The organism is uncultured Adlercreutzia sp. (genome assembly GCA_910585575.1).
GTDB lineage: Bacteria > Actinomycetota > Coriobacteriia > Coriobacteriales > Eggerthellaceae > Adlercreutzia.
The window spans coordinates 1-17,712 of the sequence record CAJUFS010000053.1; the positions used below are offsets into that span (position 1 = coordinate 1).

Below are 17,712 nucleotides of genomic sequence, written 5' to 3' on the forward strand. Positions count from 1 at the left end.
GAGACACCGAGCCGAATCCTTGTCGTTGACGACGAGCCATCGATCACCGAATTCGTAAGCTATGCGTTGAAGAAGGAAGGGTACGAGGCCGACGTTGTCGACAATGGCGAAGATGCCTTCGCGCTGGCCAGCGCGAACAACTACGACCTGTTCGTTCTTGACATTATGCTTCCCGGTATGGACGGCTACGAGCTGTGCCGTCGCCTGCGCTCCAAGACCACAGCCCCCGTGCTGTTCCTCTCCGCTCGCGATACCGAGTTGGACAAAGTGGTCGGTCTGGAAATCGGCGGCGACGATTACCTGGCGAAGCCCTTTGGCGTGCGCGAGCTGATCGCCCGCGTTCGCGCGCTGCTCCGCCGCGGTCAGGGCGGCGAGTTCCCCGGCGCTTCCAATTCCATTACCGCTTCCGGCATTACGCTGGACGAGGACGCCCACACCGCTTCGGGCGACCACGGCGAGATCGACCTTACCCCCCGTGAGTTCGAGCTGCTGGCCAGCCTCATGAAGAGCGCCGGCAAGGTGGTGTCCCGCGAGGACCTGCTGCGCGATGCCTGGGGTTGGGAGTATCTCACCGAAACCAAGACGGTCGACACCCACATCAAGCGCCTGCGCGACAAGATTCACGCTGCGGGTTACGATCCGGGCCTCGTGGAGACGGTGCGCGGCTACGGCTACCGTTTCAAGGCCTAAGCGCTTGCATCTTGGCTTTTCGAAGGGCTTCCGCACGGAAGCCCTTCTTTTTTGCCCTTCAACAGAGGGCCGTGGCTCAGGGTGGGGAAGATCGGTAGAATAGAGCCATCCGTCAAGTATGGCTGACCGGAGGCTCCGGCGCCGCGACATGAGAAAGAGGGCCCGACGTGTTGACCGACATTGAAATTGCCCAGGCATGCGAACCGAAATCCGTGCGTGACATTGCCGAAGTTGCCGGCGTCGACGAGAAGTACCTTGAGCTGTACGGAAACTACAAGGCCAAGGTGGATTACAACCTGCTGCGCGAGGAAGAGCACGAGCCGGGCAAGCTCATCTTGGTAACGGCCATCAACCCCACGCCCGCCGGCGAGGGCAAGACCACTACCACGGTGGGGCTGGCCGATGCGCTAGCGAAGCGCGGCAAGAACGTGGTCGTGGCCCTGCGCGAGCCTTCGCTCGGTCCTGTGTTCGGCATCAAGGGCGGCGCCGCCGGCGGCGGCTATGCCCAGGTGGTGCCCATGGAGGACATCAACCTGCACTTTACGGGCGACTTCCATGCCATCGGTGCGGCCAACAACCTGCTGGCAGCCCTGCTGGACGCCCATATCCAGAATGGCAACGAGCTCAACATCGACGTGCGCAAGATCACCTGGAAGCGCGTGGTGGACATGAATGACCGCCAGCTGCGCCACATTGTGGACGGCCTGGGCGGCAAGGCCCATGGCGTGCCCCGCGAGGACGGTTTCGACATTACCGTGGCCTCCGAGGTGATGGCCATCTTCTGCCTGGCCACCTCCATCACTGACCTGAAGGAGCGCCTCGGCCGCATCGTGGTGGGCTACACCTATGACGACAAGCCGGTTACGGCCCATGATCTGAAGGCCGAGGGCGCCATGGCGGCTCTGCTGAAGGATGCCCTGAAGCCGAACCTCGTGCAGACGCTTGAGGGGACGCCGGCCTTCGTGCACGGCGGTCCCTTCGCCAACATTGCTCACGGCTGCAACTCCATCATGGCCACGCGCATGGCCATGGCCCTGGGCGACTACTGCGTCACCGAGGCCGGTTTCGGCGCCGACCTGGGTGCCGAGAAGTTCCTCGACATCAAGTGCCGTCTGGCGGGTCTCAAGCCCGACGCGGTGGTGGTCGTGGCTACGGTGCGCGCCCTGAAGAACCACGGCGGCGTGGCCAAGGCCGACCTCAACGAGGAGAACCTGGAGGCCCTGGAGGCGGGTCTGCCGAACCTGCTGCAGCATGTGGAGAACATCACCAACGTGTACAACCTGCCCTGCGTGGTGGCCATCAACGCGTTCCCCACCGACACGAAGGCCGAGCTCGACCTGGTGGAGGCCAAGTGCCGCGAGCTGGGCGTGAACGTGGCCCTGTCCGAGGTGTGGGCCAAGGGCGGCGAGGGCGGCCTGGCCCTGGCCGACGAGGTGGTGGCCCTGTGCGAGAACGGCGATGCGGCCGGTCGCTCGGCTGATACGTTCGCCTTCGCCTACGAGGACGACCTGTCCATTGCCGAGAAGATCGAGGCCATTGCCCAGCGCGTCTACCATGCCGACGGCGTGGTGTTCGATCCTGCGGCCCAAAAGGAGATTGCGCAGCTGGAGGCTCTCGGCTTCGGCGGTATGCCCGTGTGCATGGCCAAGACCCAGTACTCCTTCTCGGACGACGCTGCCAAGCTGGGCGCTCCCCGCGACTTCACCATCACGGTGCGTCAGGTCAAGGTGTCCGCTGGCGCCGGCTTCATCGTGGCGCTCACGGGCTCCATCATGACCATGCCGGGTTTGGGCAAGGCGCCGGCTGCCCACAAGATCGACGTCATGGAGGATGGCACTATCACCGGCCTGTTCTAAGCGTTCGTGAAGGAAGTTCGGCTTAATCCGAATTAACGTGAAAGCGGCTCCCGCGAAGCAAAGCGGGAGCCGCTTGGTGTTAGAATGCCGAGCACTGGCAAAGTCCGAGATGGGCGTGCAGAAAGGAACCGATGTGGTAAACACGGAATTCGTTGAGGCGTTGGCTTCCGATGCCCCTACGCCGGGTGGGGGCGGGGCGGCTGCCTATGTGGGCGCTCTGGCTTCGGCCTTGGCCTCCATGGTGGGTAACTTGACCGTGGGCAAGAAGAAGTACGCTGCTGTGGAAGAGCTCATGCAGAACGAGCTGCGGGCGTTGGCCGACACGCGGTTGCGCTTGCTGGAGCTTATCGACGGCGATGCAGCAGCCTTCGCTCCGCTGGCGGCGGCCTATGGGCTCCCCCGCGCCACCGAGGAAGAAGCTGCTGCCCGTCACGCCGCTATTCAGGCGGCGTTGGTGGAGGCCTGCGAGGTGCCGCTGGCCATCATGGACCAGTGCCTGCTGGTTATCGAGTCCTGCTCTTTTGTGGCCAAGAACGGCTCGGTGATGGCCCTGTCCGATGCCGGTGCGGCGGCGGTACTGGCCAAGGCGGCGCTCCAGGCGGCCAGCTTGAACGTGGTCATCAACATCGGCTCCATGGACGATGCGGCTCGTGCGACGTCCTATCGCGAGCGCATGGATGACGCCCTGGCTGCCGGTGGTGTTTTGGCCGACCAGGTGTATGACAGCGTGCTGAAACGGCTTGCCTAAGCCCCGATTTGATGGCTTGATATCAGGGAGGAATTTCATGGCGAAAACGCTTACGGGTAAGGAAGTGATTGCGGCCCTGCGCGACGATCTGCTGGCCCGCATCGAACAATTGGCTGCCGTGGGCGTGACGCCCACCTTGGCCATCGTTCGCGTGGGCGAGCGGCCCGACGACTTGTCCTACGAGCGCACGGCCTTGAAACGGGCCGAGGGCTTGGGCATGGCGGTGCGCTCCTTCGTGCTACCTGCGGATGCCACCCAAGCCCAGCTTGAGACGGTCATCGACGAGGTGAACGCCGATGCGTCCATTCACGGCTGCCTGCTCTTCCGTCCTTTGCCGGCAGGAATCGATGAGCGGGCGGTGTGCGACCGCCTGGCTCCCGAGAAGGACATCGACGGCATTTCCTCGGCTTCGCTCGCTGGCGTATTCGCCGACACCGGCGAGGGCTTTCCGCCGGCCACGGCCCAGGCCTGTTTGGAAATGCTGGATTTCTACGACATCCCCGTGGCGTCGAAGCGCGTGGTGGTGCTGGGGCGCAGTTTGGTCATCGGACGTCCCGTGGCCATGATGCTGCTGGCCCGCCACGCCACAGTCACTCTGGTGCATTCGCGCACGGCCGATGCTGCCGCCCATACCCGTGAGGCCGACATCGTGGTGTGCGCCACGGGCCGCGCCAAAGCCTACGGACCAGAGTATTTCTCCGCGGGTCAGGTGGTGCTCGATGTGGGCATCAACTTCGCCGACGGCGCCCTGTGCGGTGACGTGGACTTCGATGCCGTGGAGCCAGTGCTGGGTGACGAGGGGGCCATTACGCCGGTGCCGGGCGGCATCGGCGGGGTTACCACGTCGGTCACTATGGCCCACGTGGTGCGGGCGGCCGAGCAGGCTGTAAACACCCCGTCTGCGAAGGAGGCCTAGTGGATATCGAGGAGCGCTTAAGCCGCGAGAACTGCGAGGGCTGCGCTACCAGCTGCAAGCTGTCGGCCCCGTCGTGCCCCTTCGGGCATTCGGCCGCCGCCGAGCGCCGCGAGGAACTGGCCGAGGCTGAGAGAGGTGCGCTTGCCGAAAGGCTTGCGCGCTGAGGCGGTGAGCAGCGGCCAGAAGTGCGGGGTTGTGGAATGATGGGACGCATCATTCTGCGCGAGAAGGAGCGATTGTGGCTATCCTGACCCCCACCGAGATCACCGACAACTACGCCAAGGCCTCCATTGCCAAGGCGGAGTCGCCCGCGTGGCGCCTCTTCGTGCTGGCGGTGGCCGCGGGTGTGCTCATCGGTCTGGGCGCGGTCACATCCTCCACGGCGGCCCATGCGCTGGAAAACGCCGGCATGGTGCGTCTGGTGTCGGGTCTCATCTTTCCCATCGGCCTCATGATGGTCATCCTTTTGGGGACCGAGCTGTTCACGGGCAACGCCCTCATGGTGACGGCGGCCATCTCCGGCAAGATCACCTGGGGCAAGCTGCTGCGCAACTGGGGCATCGTGTTTGCGGGCAACTTGGTGGGTGCGGTGGCCCTGGCGGCGCTCATGGCCTTTTTCGGCCAGCTGAACATTGGCGGGGGTGACTTGGCCGTCTACACCGCTAAGGTGGCCGCCACGAAGAATGGACTGCCCTGGATGAACGCCTTCGTGCTTGGTATCTTCTGCAACCTTATGGTGTGCATTGCCGTGTATCTGGCCAACACGGCTCAGGACACGGCGGGCAAGCTCCTTGCCATTTTCTTCCCCATCATGGGCTTCGTGCTGGCGGGCTTCGAGCACTGCGTGGCCGACATGTACTATGTGCCCGCGGGCATCTTCGCCTACTTGAACCCGGCCTATACGGGCATGATCGACGCGGCGGGCATCAACACGGCGCTCTTGACCTTCGGCGATTTCATCACCGCCAATCTCATCCCCGTTACCTTGGGAAATGTTGTGGGCGGCGTTTTGGTGGGCCTGGTCATGTACGCCTGCCACGGCACGAAAGCGAAATAGCGACCTTCCAGCCCCATTGCCAAGGTGCTGGCGCGTGGCAGTGATCGTGGCAGTGATTCGACTCGGTGATCCAAGTGATGTGACGTATGCGATGATCGCGAGGCTAGGGGTGCTCGACGTCTCTGCTCCGGCATCTTCCGAGTATTTTATGAGCAAATCCCGTGGGTTTTGCATCTTTCGTTTGGAGCGCTGGTCAAGGACGTGCTCAGTTCGTACTATAGGGCTATGGCAAATGGACTGACATATGCGCGCACCACTACGTCTCCCGAGGCCACCAAGCAGCTGGCCTCCACGCTGGCGCCTTACCTGCACCCCGGCGACGCCATTGTGCTCAACGGCGATTTGGGCGCAGGGAAAACGCAGTTCGTCCAAGGGGTGGCGGCGGCGCTGGGCGTGCGCTCGCCGGTTACTAGCCCCACTTTCAACATCTTGCTCGAGTACGGCGACGGGCGCCTGCCGGTGTACCATTACGACCTGTATCGTCTCGACGAGCGCTGGCAGCTGGAGGATATCGACTACTTCAGCGCCATCGACGGCTACGGGGACGGCGTGGCCTTTGTCGAATGGGCCGAGAAGTTCCCCGAGGACATGCCCTACGACTATCTGGAGATTACCATTACCGCCGACACTCAGGGCACGCGTCGCGTAGTGGCCCATTCCTATGGCAAGCGCAGCCGCGAGTTGCTGTGCGTCTGGGCGAACGATTCTAAATCGCGCTTGGGCAAGTGCCAGCTGTAGCCGCTCGTGCGGCCGTCCTTGCGCTATGATCATCTTTTGCAAATGATCTCCGCTGGTTGAAGCGGTTTGAGAGAGGGTACTTGTGCTGGGATCTTACATTCTTGCCTTTGATACGGCCAATGAAGTCATCGCCATCGGGCTGGGGCGGCTTGACGCCGCGTCGCGCACGGTGGAGCCTGTTGCCTCGGTGGAAGTGGAGGCGCGCCGTGCTTCGAACACGCAGCTGCTGCCGTCCATCGATAGGCTGTGCGCCCAGGCGGGCGTGACGCGTGAGGATCTGGTCTGCGTGGCCGTGGGGCGCGGGCCGGGATCGTTCACAGGGGTGCGCATTGCCATGGCCACGGCGAAGGGCATTGCCAGCGCGCTGGAAGTGGGCCTGGTGGGTGTTTCCTCTCTTGACGCGGTGGCCTGGGGCGCCTGGAGCGGCGGCGTGCGCGGCGAGCTGCTGGTGGTGGCCGATGCCATGCGTCGCGAGGTGTACCCGGTGCGGTTCGCCCTTGGCGAAGCGGGGGCCCTGCGCTTGAGTTCCGATCGGGTGGTGAAGGCGCAAGATTTCGCCGAAGAGCTCGTGCCCGGTGTGTCCCAGGAAAGCAAGCGAGCGGACGAGGGTTCCGCCGAGGAGGGCGCTTCGGTTGGCGAAGTTTCCACTGCGGCCGATGGTGCGCGTTCCAACGCGGGCGAAGGCGCGCTGCTCGTCACGGGCGACGCGCTGCGCAAATATGCCGACCTCTTCGCGCCGGCCGGCACGCTGCTGCCCGAGGAGCATTGGACGCCGACGGGCGTCGGCCTGCTCCTGGCGGTGCAGGCGGCCTGGCAGGCGGGGGAGTGCGATCCTTTCGATACGGCGCGCCATAATCCGGCCTTCGCGCTGCCGGTGTACACGCGCCTGTCCGATGCCGAAGAGAACGAGCGCGTGCGCCTGGCCAAGGCCGATGCGGCCCTGGCGGGCAAACGCGGCAGCAAGCACGTCACCATGAACGATACGGCCATTGCCAACGCGCGGGCCAATGGGGAAGGCATTGCCTACAAGCCCTTGGACGCGCGCCACGTGGGCGCCGTGGCGGCCTTGGAATCGCAGGTCATGGGATCGGATGCTTGGAGCGAGGCGCTGGTGGCCGATGAGCTAGGTCGAGCCGATCGTGTATGGTGGGCTGCTTACGCCGCCGATCCGAAGATGCCCCTGACGGCCGAGGCGCCGCTCGTGGGCTATGCTGGCGGCTGGGTAGTTGATGGCGACGTGCAAATTCTCAAAGTGGGCGTCGACCCGGCCTGGCGCCGTCACGGCATTGCCCGGGCGCTTCTGGCCCGGGTGGCCGACGATGCCCGCAACCTGGGAGCGCGCACCAGTTCTTTGGAAGTGCGCGCCGGCAACACGGGCGCCCAGGCGCTCTACGAGGCCCTGGGCTACCGCAGCCTGGGGAAGCGGCCGCGCTACTACTCCGATGGGGAGGACGCGGTCATCATGGAAGGGCCGTTACCCACCATCACGTTGGCCTCGGTGCCCAATGGCCCCGCGGCTGCAGAGGCCCCTGCCGCCACGGCACGCCCCCTCATCCTAGCCATCGAGTCGTCCTGCGACGAGACGGCGGCAGCCATTATCGACGGCGAGGGCACGCTGCTCTCGGATGTGGTGGCCTCCCAGGTTGATTTCCATGCGCGTTTCGGCGGCGTGGTGCCTGAAATTGCCAGCCGCAAGCACATCGAGGCCATCTGCGGCGTCTGCGACGACTGTCTGGAGCGCGCCGCGGCCGCGGCGGGCCTGCCGTCTTTGCGGTGGCGCGATCTGGACGCCGTGGCGGTCACCTATGCGCCCGGCCTGGTGGGGGCGCTTGTGGTGGGCGTGGCCTTCGCCAAAGGTGCCGCCTGGGGCGCCGATAAGCCCTTCATAGTAGTGAACCACCTGGAGGGACACCTCTACGCCAACAAGATCGGACTGCCCGATTTTGCGCCTCCGGCCGTGGTGTCGCTGGTATCCGGCGGCAACACCCTGCTGGTGTATATGGCCGACTGGGGCCGCTACCAGGTGCTGGGCGCCACCATCGACGATGCTGTGGGCGAGGCCTTCGACAAAGTGGCGAAGGCGCTCGGCCTGGGGTATCCCGGCGGCCCGGTTATCTCGAAGTTTGCCGCCGAGGGCAACCCGGACGCCATTCCCTTCCCTCGAGCCATGCTCCATTCGGGCGATTTGCGCTTCTCCCTTTCGGGGCTGAAGACCGCCGTGGTCACCTACATCAACGGCGAGCGCGAGGCGGGACGCCCCCTCAACGTGCCCGACATCTGTGCCAGTTTCGAGGCGGCCGTGGTGGAGGTGCAGGTGGCGAAGGCGCGCACGGCGCTGCAGGAGACGGAAGCGCCCACCTTCTGCCTGGGCGGTGGCGTGGCGGCCAACCCCATGTTGCGAGCGGCCTACGAGAAGATGTGCGCCGAAGAGGGTGTGCGCCTGGTCATGCCTCCTTTGGCCTCCTGCGGCGATAACGCCGGCATGATCGCCGAGGTGGCCCTCGACCGCTTCCGCGCCGGCAAGTTCTCGCCGCTGGACACTGATGCCCAGGCCCAGGGCGATTTAGAGCAGCCCTACTAGGAGTTTTCCTCATCTTAATACCGTCTTAATAGACCGCCGCCGACCTTAACGGCGCCTTTAGGCGCAACGGCGTAGGCTTCCTTTCAGCAGGTTCGTTTGCCCCCTGCGGGCACGGAGAAAGGAAGCAGTCATGACGGTGGTGACGGTCATTGTGGGCGCGCTCGGCGTGGCCGCCATGGGGTACCTGGCGGTGCTCCTTGTGGGAGGCGGTGAGCAGCGATGAGCGCCTCACTGGGAGCGGCTCTGTTCGAGGCAGCCGCCTTCGTGGCGCTGCTGACGGCCTGCGCTTTGCCGCTGTCGAGCTATGTGGTGAAGGCCATGGACGGCTGCCCGTCGCTGGCCCGTCGCGTGCTGGGTCCCGTGGAGCGGGGCTGCGCGCGATTGGTGGGAGCGTGGGATCAGGATTCCATGGGCCCGGGTCGCTATCTTGCGGGCGCTTTGGCGCTGACCGCCGTGGGCTTTATCGGACTGTTCGTGCTTCTGCTTTGCCAGGGGTTCCTGCCCTGCAACCCCGAAGAGCTGCCGGGGCTGCCGCCGGACACTGCTTTCAACCTGGCGGCCAGCTTCGCCACGAATACCGACTGGCAGCCCGTGGCTGGCGAATCCCATCTCAGCTATTTCTCCCAGGCTGTGGGTCTGACGGTGCAGAACTTCCTGTCTCCGGCCATTGGCCTGGCCGTGGCCTTTGCCCTTATGCGTGGTATGGCATCGCGTTTCGACGACGGGCTGGGAAATGTCTTTGTGGACGTCATCCGCGCGGTGCTCTATGTGCTGCTGCCCCTGGCGCTTGTCGGGGCCCTCGTCGGTGTGGCCCAGGGAACGCCCCAGACGCTGGCTCCCTATGAGACCGTCCAGCTAGTCGAGCCCGTGGCCGTGGATGCCGAGGGCACTGTGGTGGCTGCCGACGATCCTGCGGCCGTCCAGGAAGTGACGGAGGCCGTGGTGCCCCTGGGCCCCCAAGCCTCTCAAGTTTCCATCAAGCAGCTGGGCACCAACGGCGGTGGCTTCAATGGAGCGAACTCTGCCTCGGCCCTGGAAAATCCCACCCCGCTCACAAACCTGTTGCAAATGGCCGGCATTATGCTGCTGCCCTTGACCTTGGTCTTCTGCTTCGGACGCATGGTGGCCGATCGGCGCCAGGGACGGGCCCTCATGGTGGCCGTGCTGGTGCTCTTGGCGGCTGGCATTGCCGCGTTGACTGTGGCCGAGTTCGCCGGTACGGCCCAACTGACGGCTGATGGCGCCGTGTACACCGGCTCTCTGGGGCAGCCGGCCGGCAACATGGAGGGCAAGGAAAGCCGCATTGGGACGGCGGCCACCGCCCTGTGGACGGCGCTGACCACGGCGGCGGCTAGCGGATCGACCAACGGCTCGCTCGCAGGTCTTACGCCCCTGGGCCTCGTGGTGCCGCTCGTGTTCATGGGCCTGGGCGAAGTGGTGGGCGGCGGCATCGGCACGGGGCTTGCCAGCCTGCTCGGCTTCGTTGTGCTCACGGTGTTCGTGGCCAGCCTCATGGTGGGGCGCGCCCCGGAGTACCTGGGCAAGAAAATCGGGCCCGCCGAGATGCGCCTGGCGGTGATCATGGTCATTGCCCCGTCGTTGGTGATGCTGGCCGGGGCCGCGGTGCTTCTGCTGGTTCCCGAGGCTGCGTCCGGGGCCGGGGCGCCCGCACCCTTTGGCTTCGCGAACACGCTGTACGCTGCCGTGTCGGCGGGGGCCAACAACGGCTCGGCCTTGGGAGGCTTCGAGGCGAACACCCCCTGGGCCAATGGCGTACTCGGTATTGAGATGCTGGCTAGTCGCGTCATCGTGTTGGCTTGCACTGTGCTGCTGGCAGGGCGCTTCGCGGCCCGGGAGACTTCGGCGGCCCAGGTGGGTGCCTTGTCCACGGCAAGCCCGCTGTTCGTGGTGCTGCTTTTGGTGATTGTGGTGTTGGTGGGCGCCTTGACCCTGGTGCCGGCCCTGGCCCTGGGGCCGGTGGCCGAGGCCGTGCTGTAGAGGAGAATGCAATGAACCCCTTGATGAAGCGGGCCCTGGTCGATGCCGTGCGCAAGCTGGCGCCGAAGGCCCAGGCGGCCAATCCCGTCATGTTCATGGTGTACCTGTCGGCGCTGCTGACCAGCGTGCTGCTGGTGATGTCCTGGTTCGGTATTGCCGATGCCCCTTCTGGCTATATTGCCGCTATTTGCGCGGTGCTGTGGGCCACGGTGCTGTTCGGCAACTTCGCCGAGGCCCTAGCTGAGGGACGGGGAAAGGCCCAGGCCGACTCCTTGCGCGCCGCCAAGCGCGACGTGGAGGCACTGGTGCTGGCCGAGCGGGATCTGGCGGCCGCGGCGGCCGTCGAGGGGGAGGCTCAGGGTGCGCTTTTGCAAACGGCGGCGCAGTCGGTCAGCTCCTCGACGCTGGCGAAGGGCCAGCTGTACTTGGTGATGGCCGGGGAGCAGGTGCCGGCGGACGGCGAGATTGTCCTGGGGGCCGCTTCGGTGGATGAGAGCGCCATCACGGGCGAATCGGCCCCGGTGGTGCGCGAGTCCGGCGGCGACCGCTCGTCGCTCACCGGGGGCACCACGGTGCTCTCCGACTGGCTCGTGGCCCGCGTGACCGCCGAGGCCGGGCATAGCTTCCTTGACCAGATGATTGCCATGGTGGAATCTTCCGCCCGCGCGAAAACCCCCAACGAGCGTGCTCTGGAGCTGCTGCTCATTGCCCTGACGCTCGTGTTCCTGGCCGTGTCCTGGACGCTCTACGGCTTCGGCGCCTTCTCGGCGTCTACCCGAGGGGCGGCTAACCCGCTGGGGCTTACCTCGCTGGTGGCGCTGTTCGTGTGCCTGGCGCCTACTACCATCGGAGCGTTGCTCTCGGCCATCGGCATTGCCGGCATGAGCCGCCTGAACGAGGCGAACGTGCTGGCCACGAGCGGCCGTGCGGTGGAAGCGGCCGGGGATGTGGACGTGCTGCTGCTTGACAAGACCGGCACCATCACGCTGGGCAATCGCCAGGCCGCGGCCTTTATTCCCGTAGATGGCGTCGACGAGCGCACCTTGGCCGATGCGGCCCAGCTGGCCAGCTTGGCCGACGAGACCCCCGAGGGTCGCAGCGTGGTGGTGCTTGCCAAGGAGCGCTTCGGCATTCGCGAGCGCACTTTGACGGGCGCTGGGTTCACCGTGGTGCCCTTCACGGCCGCCACGCGCATGAGCGGTGTGGACTTCGACGGCCACGAGATTCGCAAGGGCGCCGCCGATGCCGTGCGCGCCTATGTGGAGGGGCGCGGGGGCACCTACAGTGCCCAGTGCGCTTCCGTGGCCGATCAGGTGGCCCGCGAAGGGGGCACTCCTTTGGTGGTGGCTCGCGATGGGCGCGTGCTGGGGGTCATCCACCTGAAGGACATCATCAAGTCCGGCATTCGCGAGAACTTCGCCGACTTGCACGCCATGGGCATCAAGACGGTTATGGTCACGGGCGACAACCCGCTGACGGCGGCGGCCATCGCCGCCGAGGCGGGCCTGGACGACTTCATCGCCGAGGCCACGCCCGAGGCCAAGCTTGAGGCCATCCGCCGCTACCAGGCCGAGGGACACCTGGTGGCCATGACCGGTGACGGCACCAACGACGCCCCCGCCCTGGCTCAGGCCGATGTGGCCGTGGCCATGAACAGCGGCACCCAGGCGGCCAAAGAGGCCGGTAACATGGTGGATCTGGACTCGTCGCCCACGAAGCTCATTGAGATTGTGCGCATTGGCAAGCAGATGCTCATGACCCGCGGCAGCCTGACAACCTTCTCCATTGCCAATGATCTGGCCAAGTACTTCGCCGTGATTCCGGCGTTGCTGGTGCCGCTCTACCCCGGACTCGAGGTGCTCAACGTCATGCATTTGGCCTCGCCGGCCTCGGCCATGCTGGCGGCGGTCATGTACAACGCGCTCATTATTGTGGCGCTCATCCCGCTGGCCCTGCGCGGCGTGAAGTATCGCGAGGGTACGCCCGCCACGCTGCTGGCGCACAACCTGGCGGTGTACGGGCTGGGCGGCGTGGCGGTGCCCTTTGTGGCTATCAAGGTGCTCGATGTGGCCCTGACGGCCTTGGGCGTGGCTTAGGCGCGTGTCGGACAACGATAGGAAGGGACTCATAATGAAGACGGGTACAATGGGGCGGAGTATCAGGAGCGCCGTGGCGCTGTTTTTGGCAGCGACCTTGGCCTTGGGGGTGCTCTACCCGCTGGTGGTGTGCGGCGTGGCCCAGGCGGCTTTTCCGTGGCAGGCAAACGGCTCGATCATCGAAGTGGATGGCGTGAAGTACGGGAGCGCTCTGGTGGGGCAGTCCTACACGGGCATGGACCATCTATGGGGGCGCCCCACGAAGGCCGACGCGCGCACGTTCGCCACGAAGAGCGGCGAGCCGCTTATGTGGTATGGCCCGGAAAACTTGAGTCCGGCCAGCGAGGAGTTCGGTGCGGTGGTGCAAGAGCGAGTGGAAGCCGTGCGCGCTGCTCATCCTGATCAGGGCACGAACCCTGTTCCCAGCGAGCTGGTTACCGCCTCGGGCTCGGGCTTCGATCCGCATATCTCGCCGGCGGCGGCCGAGTATCAGGTGGGTCGCATTGCCAAGGCCAAGGGCATGGACGAGGAAGAAGTGCGCGCCATAATCCGCCAATGCACCGACCGGCCGCTGCTGGGCGTTATCGGCGAGGCGCGCGTTAACGTGCTGGAGGTCAACCTCATGCTCGACGGCGTGCTAAAGACGGCGATCAATCGTTGATCGGGCGACACCGAGCAAGCGAAGCCCCATGATAGGATGACCGATATCCTAAGAATTAACGATGGGAGAGGAGGCTTCGGTGCCCAGCCTAAACGACTCTGAGAAACGGCGCGATCCCGAGGCCATCCTCAAGCGCATTCATGAGGACGAAGAGGCCGACGAGGGCGCAGCCGGCCGGGGGCGTCTGAAGGTGTTCTTCGGCTATGCTGCCGGGGTGGGCAAGACCTACGCCATGCTGGAGGAGGCCCACCGTGTCCAGGATGAGGGCGTCGATGTGGTGGTGGGCTACGTGGAGCCCCATACCCGTGCCGATACCTTGGCCCTGCTGGAGGGGTTGGTATCCCTGCCGGTGCAGACGGTCGAGCATCGCGGCGTGTCGCTGCGCGAATTCGACCTCGACGGCGCCCTGGCCCGCAAGCCCCAGGTGGTGATTGTGGACGAGCTGGCCCATACCAACGCGCCGGGGTGCCGCCACCGCAAGCGCTATCAGGATGTGGAAGAGCTTCTGCGGGCCGGCATCGACGTGTACACCACGGTCAACGTGCAGCATCTGGAGGGCGTGAACGACCGAGTGGCGGCCGTCACCTCGGTGGCCGTGGCCGAGCGCGTGCCGGACCGGTTGTTCGACGCGGCCGATTCCGTCGAACTGGTGGACTTGGAGCCGGCCGAGCTCATCGCACGTTTGCGGGCCGGCAAGGTGTATGCGCCCGAGCGCGTGGGCTGGGCCCTCGATCACTTCTTTTCCCGTTCGAATTTGGGTGCGTTGCGCGAAATTGCCCTGCGTCGTGCCGCCGACCGTCTGGAACGCGACCGCCGCCAGAGCCGCGAGCCCCAGGCCGCTGGTGGCGAGGACGTGCTGGTGGTGCTTGCGGGCAGCGGTGTCCAGACCCGTGCGGTGCGCATGGCCGCCTCCATGGCCGAGGCAGCCGGAGGCGCCCTCGCGGCCCTGGTGGTAGAGGCCGAGGCCGAGGGAGGGGCTGTTGCGCCGATGCCTGCCGCCGTGAAGGAAGCCCTCGATCTGGCGGAACAGCTGGGCGCCCGCGTGGTGACGCTTTCGGGGGACGATCCCGTGCAGCCGGCGGCGCTCTATGCCGCCTCAGCCGGCGTACGCCAGATTGTGGCTCCGGCGGCCCCGCTGCGCAGTGGCTTGCTCGGTCGTCGGGATTTAGCGTCGCGTCTGCGCCGCGCGGCTCCCGAAGCGGTGGTCACGGCAGTGCCGGCTCTCGATGCGCCCAGTGTGCTGGAGCGAACGGGCCCCACCGCGGTCTTTCGTCCCACGGCGGCCGACGCCGTGCGCGCCGTGGCGGCGGTGGCCCTGGCCTCGGCCATCAGCGAGGTGGCGTGGCTAGTCAGCCCGGCCACGTCGGTTATTCTCATGGTGTATCTCTTGGTGTCGCTGCTCTTGGCGACGCGGGCCGACGGGTTTCTCTATCCTGTGCTGGCAGCCCTGGGCAGCGTGGTGGCTTACAACTTCTTCTTCACCGCCCCGCGCTTCACCTTTCATGCCTACGGGCTCTCCGCTCCAGTTATTTTCGCTTTTCTGCTGGTGGGCACGCTCGTGGCCTCGTCGTTGGCGCTGCGATTGAAGCGGCAGGCGGCCCAGGCGGCGCGTCGCTCCTACCGTACCGAGGTGCTTTTTGAAAGCGCGCGCATGCTGCAGGCGGCGCAGAGTTTGGCCGCGTGTCTAGAGACGGCGGCCTCCCAGGTGGTGAAGATTCTCGATCGTCCCGTGGTGGTGTACGAGGCGGACCCCCTGGCCCCGGGCGGCTTGCGTCCGCCGCGGCTCTTCGACAACGGCCAGGGGCGCCTGACCCCCAGCGAGGGTGCGCTGCTGACGGCGCCTGACGAGGCTGCTGTGGCGGCCTGGGTGGCCTCCAACGGTGAGGCGGCCGGGGCGGGCACTGACACGCTGCGCGAGGCACGCTGCCTCTATCTGCCCGTGAGCACCCAAGATACGGTGTGGGGCGTGATAGGCGTGGTAGTGGACCCCCAGGACAGAGAGGCCCCCGACGCCTTCGAGCGCAATTTGCTCACGGCGCTTCTGGACGAGTGCGGCCGGGCGGCTGAGCGCTTGGTTTTGGCGCGCCGCCATCGGGATCTGGCAGTGAAGGCCGAGAAGGAGGAGCTGCGCTCCAACTTGCTGCGGTCCATTTCCCACGACTTGCGTACGCCGCTGACGAGCATTTCGGGTGATGCGGACATGCTGGTGGCCGATGAAGGCGCGCTCAGCGCCGAGCAGCGCCAGCGGCTTGCGGCCGACATAGCGGAAGACGCCCGCTGGCTCATCGGCTTGGTGGAGAATTTGCTGTCGGTGACGCGCTTGGACGAGGGCGGGGTGACGGTACACCAGGAGCCCGAGTTGGTGGCCGAGGTGGTGGACGAGGCTCTGCGCCACGTCAGCCGCCGCGCTGCCGACCATCAGATAACGGTTAGGATTGAAGACGATATGCTGCTGGCCTCCATGGATGCGCGGCTCATGGTGCAGGTGCTGGTAAACCTGGTCAACAACGCCATCGCCTATACGCCAGTTGACTCCTCCATCGAGGTGGCGGCCTGGCAGGAGGGGGATCGGGTGCGCCTGAGTGTCTCCGACAACGGCCCAGGCATTGCCAACAGCGACAAGGGTCGCGTGTTCGACCTGTTCTACCATGGCGCAGCGTCGGCGGTACCGCGACGTGGCCAGGATGGGGGGCGCGAGGCCGCGTTGCCCGACGGGTTGGCGCGGCCGGCGAGCGAGGGGGGAGACGCGCGCCGCGGCATGGGCTTGGGGCTGGCGCTTTGCCGCTCTATTGTGAGGGCCCACGGGAGCGATATCGTGCTGACGGATGCCATTCCCCAGGGCTGCGTGTTCTCGTTTGATGTGGCGGCGGCCGCGGTGCCGTCCTTAGAAGGTGAGGTGGATGATGGCGACGGCCGATGAGGGCGTGATCCTGGTAGTGGAGGACGACGGCGCGGTGCGCAACCTGGTGGCCACGGCTTTGGATGTGCACGGCTATCGCCACCGCGAAGCGGCCTCGGCCACGGCGGCCCTGCTCGATCTGACCAGCTCCACTGATATCAACCTGGTCATTCTTGATTTGGGGCTGCCCGATCGCGACGGTGTGGAGGTCATTGAGGCGCTGCGCGGGTGGTCGCGCATGCCCGTGATTGTGCTGTCGGCCCGCCAAGAGGACGCCGACAAGGTGGCGGCTCTCGACGCCGGTGCCGACGACTATTTGACCAAGCCCTTCTCGGTGGAAGAGCTACTGGCCCGCGTGCGTGTGGCGCTGCGGCGCTTGGCCTACGACAGTCCGGCAACGCCGACGGAGGCGGCGATCTACCGCAATGGCGAGCTGCTCATCGACTTCGGCGCCGGCGTGGCCACGCGGGGTGGGGAAGAGCTGCACCTGACGCCCATCGAGTACAAGTTGCTGGCGCTGCTGGCGCGCAACACCGGGAAGGTGCTCACGCACAACTACATTCTCAAAGAAGTGTGGGGTGAGGCCGTGGCCTCCGATCTGCCCAGCCTGCGCGTGTTCATGGCCACCCTGCGCAAGAAAATCGAGCCCGATCCCGCCAACCCCCGCTACCTGCAAACCCACGTAGGCATTGGCTATCGCATGCTGCGGGTGGAGGAGGCGGCTCGCCTCTGATATGCTTTCACTCAGACAAACGATTCTAAGGAGGAATCCCATGACCTTTTCTGCTGACACCTGGCAGGCCCGCGCGGCGATGTGCGAGCTTCTGGCTCTTTCGTTCCGTTATCCCGAAGACACCACGTTGGCCGATGCGGTGGCCTCGGGCGAGTGGGGCGAGGCAGCCGACGAGATTGCCGGCGCGCTGGACATCAACTGGACAGCCGCTGCCGCCCCCGGGGCTGCCGAGGCGGCCTCGTTGCCCGATTCGGCCGAGCTGCAGAAGGACTTGCGTGCCGAAGCCACGCGCCTGTTCGTGGGCGCGCCCAAGCCGGTGTGCAGCCCCTACGAGGGCGTCTGGCGTGCCGAGGCCGACGGCGTGCAGCCGCTGCTGTTCGTGAACCCGCACTCCATGGCCGTGGAGCGCTTCTGCAAGAGCTGCGGTCTGGGTCGCCCCGAGGGCACCAACGAGCCGCTCGATGCCGTGTGGACCGAGCTTGAGCTGCTGGAGTACCTGGCCCTGCGTGCGGCCGCCGATGCCATGGACGCGGAAGCCGAGGCCGATGTGGAAGCTGGCGGGGATGGCGCCCCCACCGAGGAGCAGGCCGAGCAGTATGAGGAAATCGGCGACGATCTGGACACCTTCGACGAGGGCGAGGAGCCCGGCGACGTGGTGGCCTCGGCCGACCTGCCCGGAGGCAGCCCCGAGGCGGCTTGGGACGAGTTTGTGGCCGAGCACGCCCGTCAGTGGATGCCC

14 protein-coding genes are annotated in these 17,712 nt (G+C 65.9%); all 14 read left to right on the plus strand.

All coding sequences use genetic code 11. From position 1 onward, the window contains the following. Nucleotides 1-690 (plus strand): response regulator transcription factor (locus tag QZ307_RS07925; protein WP_295998299.1); only part of this gene is annotated, 690 nt, incomplete at its 5' end. Nucleotides 691-857: 167 nt separating this feature from the next. Then, a complete protein-coding gene (locus QZ307_RS07930) occupies nucleotides 858-2,546 on the plus strand; it encodes a formate--tetrahydrofolate ligase (protein WP_295998302.1) in 1,689 nt (562 codons plus the stop codon). A 133-nt stretch (nucleotides 2,547-2,679) separates the two neighbouring features. After that, nucleotides 2,680-3,294 carry a cyclodeaminase/cyclohydrolase family protein gene (locus QZ307_RS07935; RefSeq protein ID WP_295998305.1) on the plus strand — a complete coding sequence of 205 codons (615 nt, stop codon included), beginning with the start codon at nucleotides 2,680-2,682 and terminating at the stop codon, nucleotides 3,292-3,294. A 37-nt stretch (nucleotides 3,295-3,331) separates the two neighbouring features. After that, a complete protein-coding gene (locus tag QZ307_RS07940) occupies nucleotides 3,332-4,210 on the plus strand; it encodes a tetrahydrofolate dehydrogenase/cyclohydrolase catalytic domain-containing protein (RefSeq protein WP_295998308.1) in 879 nt (292 codons plus the stop codon). Continuing rightward, nucleotides 4,210-4,374, plus strand: a complete 165-nt coding sequence (locus tag QZ307_RS07945) for a hypothetical protein (protein ID WP_295998310.1) — start codon at nucleotides 4,210-4,212, stop codon at nucleotides 4,372-4,374. Before QZ307_RS07940 ends, QZ307_RS07945 begins: the two co-directional genes overlap by 1 nt. Nucleotides 4,375-4,448: 74 nt before the next feature. Continuing rightward, the gene (locus QZ307_RS07950) at nucleotides 4,449-5,267 is read left to right on the plus strand and encodes a formate/nitrite transporter family protein (RefSeq protein WP_295998313.1); all 819 of its coding nucleotides are present in this window, start codon (nucleotides 4,449-4,451) and stop codon (nucleotides 5,265-5,267) included. 225 nt (nucleotides 5,268-5,492) lie between these two features. Further along, a complete protein-coding gene (gene tsaE, locus QZ307_RS07955; protein ID WP_295998315.1) occupies nucleotides 5,493-6,005 on the plus strand; it encodes a tRNA (adenosine(37)-N6)-threonylcarbamoyltransferase complex ATPase subunit type 1 TsaE in 513 nt (170 codons plus the stop codon). 85 nt (nucleotides 6,006-6,090) lie between these two features. Further along, complete coding sequence (gene tsaD, locus QZ307_RS07960) at nucleotides 6,091-8,586, plus strand: tRNA (adenosine(37)-N6)-threonylcarbamoyltransferase complex transferase subunit TsaD (protein ID WP_295998339.1); 2,496 nt, start codon at nucleotides 6,091-6,093, stop codon at nucleotides 8,584-8,586. Nucleotides 8,587-8,805: 219 nt separating this feature from the next. Continuing rightward, on the plus strand, nucleotides 8,806-10,584 hold the full coding sequence (gene kdpA / locus QZ307_RS07965) for a potassium-transporting ATPase subunit KdpA (RefSeq protein ID WP_295998321.1): 1,779 nt from the start codon (nucleotides 8,806-8,808) through the stop codon (nucleotides 10,582-10,584). A gap of 11 nt (nucleotides 10,585-10,595) precedes the next feature. Next, on the plus strand, nucleotides 10,596-12,680 hold the full coding sequence (gene kdpB, locus QZ307_RS07970; protein ID WP_295998324.1) for a potassium-transporting ATPase subunit KdpB: 2,085 nt from the start codon (nucleotides 10,596-10,598) through the stop codon (nucleotides 12,678-12,680). Between the two features lie 34 nt (nucleotides 12,681-12,714). Then, nucleotides 12,715-13,341, plus strand: a complete 627-nt coding sequence (kdpC, locus tag QZ307_RS07975) for a potassium-transporting ATPase subunit KdpC (protein WP_295998327.1) — start codon at nucleotides 12,715-12,717, stop codon at nucleotides 13,339-13,341. A gap of 61 nt (nucleotides 13,342-13,402) precedes the next feature. Continuing rightward, nucleotides 13,403-16,261, plus strand: a complete 2,859-nt coding sequence (locus QZ307_RS07980; protein ID WP_295998330.1) for a sensor histidine kinase KdpD — start codon at nucleotides 13,403-13,405, stop codon at nucleotides 16,259-16,261. Then, entirely contained in the window at nucleotides 16,242-16,973 is a 732-nt protein-coding gene (locus tag QZ307_RS07985) for a response regulator (RefSeq protein WP_295998333.1), read from the plus strand. The genes QZ307_RS07980 and QZ307_RS07985 overlap by 20 nt, the downstream gene beginning before the upstream one ends. A gap of 40 nt (nucleotides 16,974-17,013) precedes the next feature. After that, the coding region (locus QZ307_RS07990) for a molecular chaperone TorD family protein (RefSeq protein ID WP_295998336.1) at nucleotides 17,014-17,712 on the plus strand (699 nt) is incomplete at its 3' end.

What these genes read in the sequence shown, in the direction of transcription:
- kdpC (WP_295998327.1), top strand. Translation starts at nt 12,715, where the DNA reads ATGAAGACGGGTACAATGGGGCGGAGTATCAGGAGCGCCGTGGCGCTG.
- kdpB (WP_295998324.1), top strand. Translation starts at nt 10,596, where the DNA reads ATGAACCCCTTGATGAAGCGGGCCCTGGTCGATGCCGTGCGCAAGCTG.
- QZ307_RS07985 (WP_295998333.1), top strand. Translation starts at nt 16,242, where the DNA reads ATGATGGCGACGGCCGATGAGGGCGTGATCCTGGTAGTGGAGGACGAC.
- QZ307_RS07980 (WP_295998330.1), top strand. Translation starts at nt 13,403, where the DNA reads ATGGGAGAGGAGGCTTCGGTGCCCAGCCTAAACGACTCTGAGAAACGG.
- QZ307_RS07940 (WP_295998308.1), top strand. Translation starts at nt 3,332, where the DNA reads ATGGCGAAAACGCTTACGGGTAAGGAAGTGATTGCGGCCCTGCGCGAC.
- kdpA (WP_295998321.1), top strand. Translation starts at nt 8,806, where the DNA reads ATGAGCGCCTCACTGGGAGCGGCTCTGTTCGAGGCAGCCGCCTTCGTG.
- tsaE (WP_295998315.1), top strand. Translation starts at nt 5,493, where the DNA reads ATGGCAAATGGACTGACATATGCGCGCACCACTACGTCTCCCGAGGCC.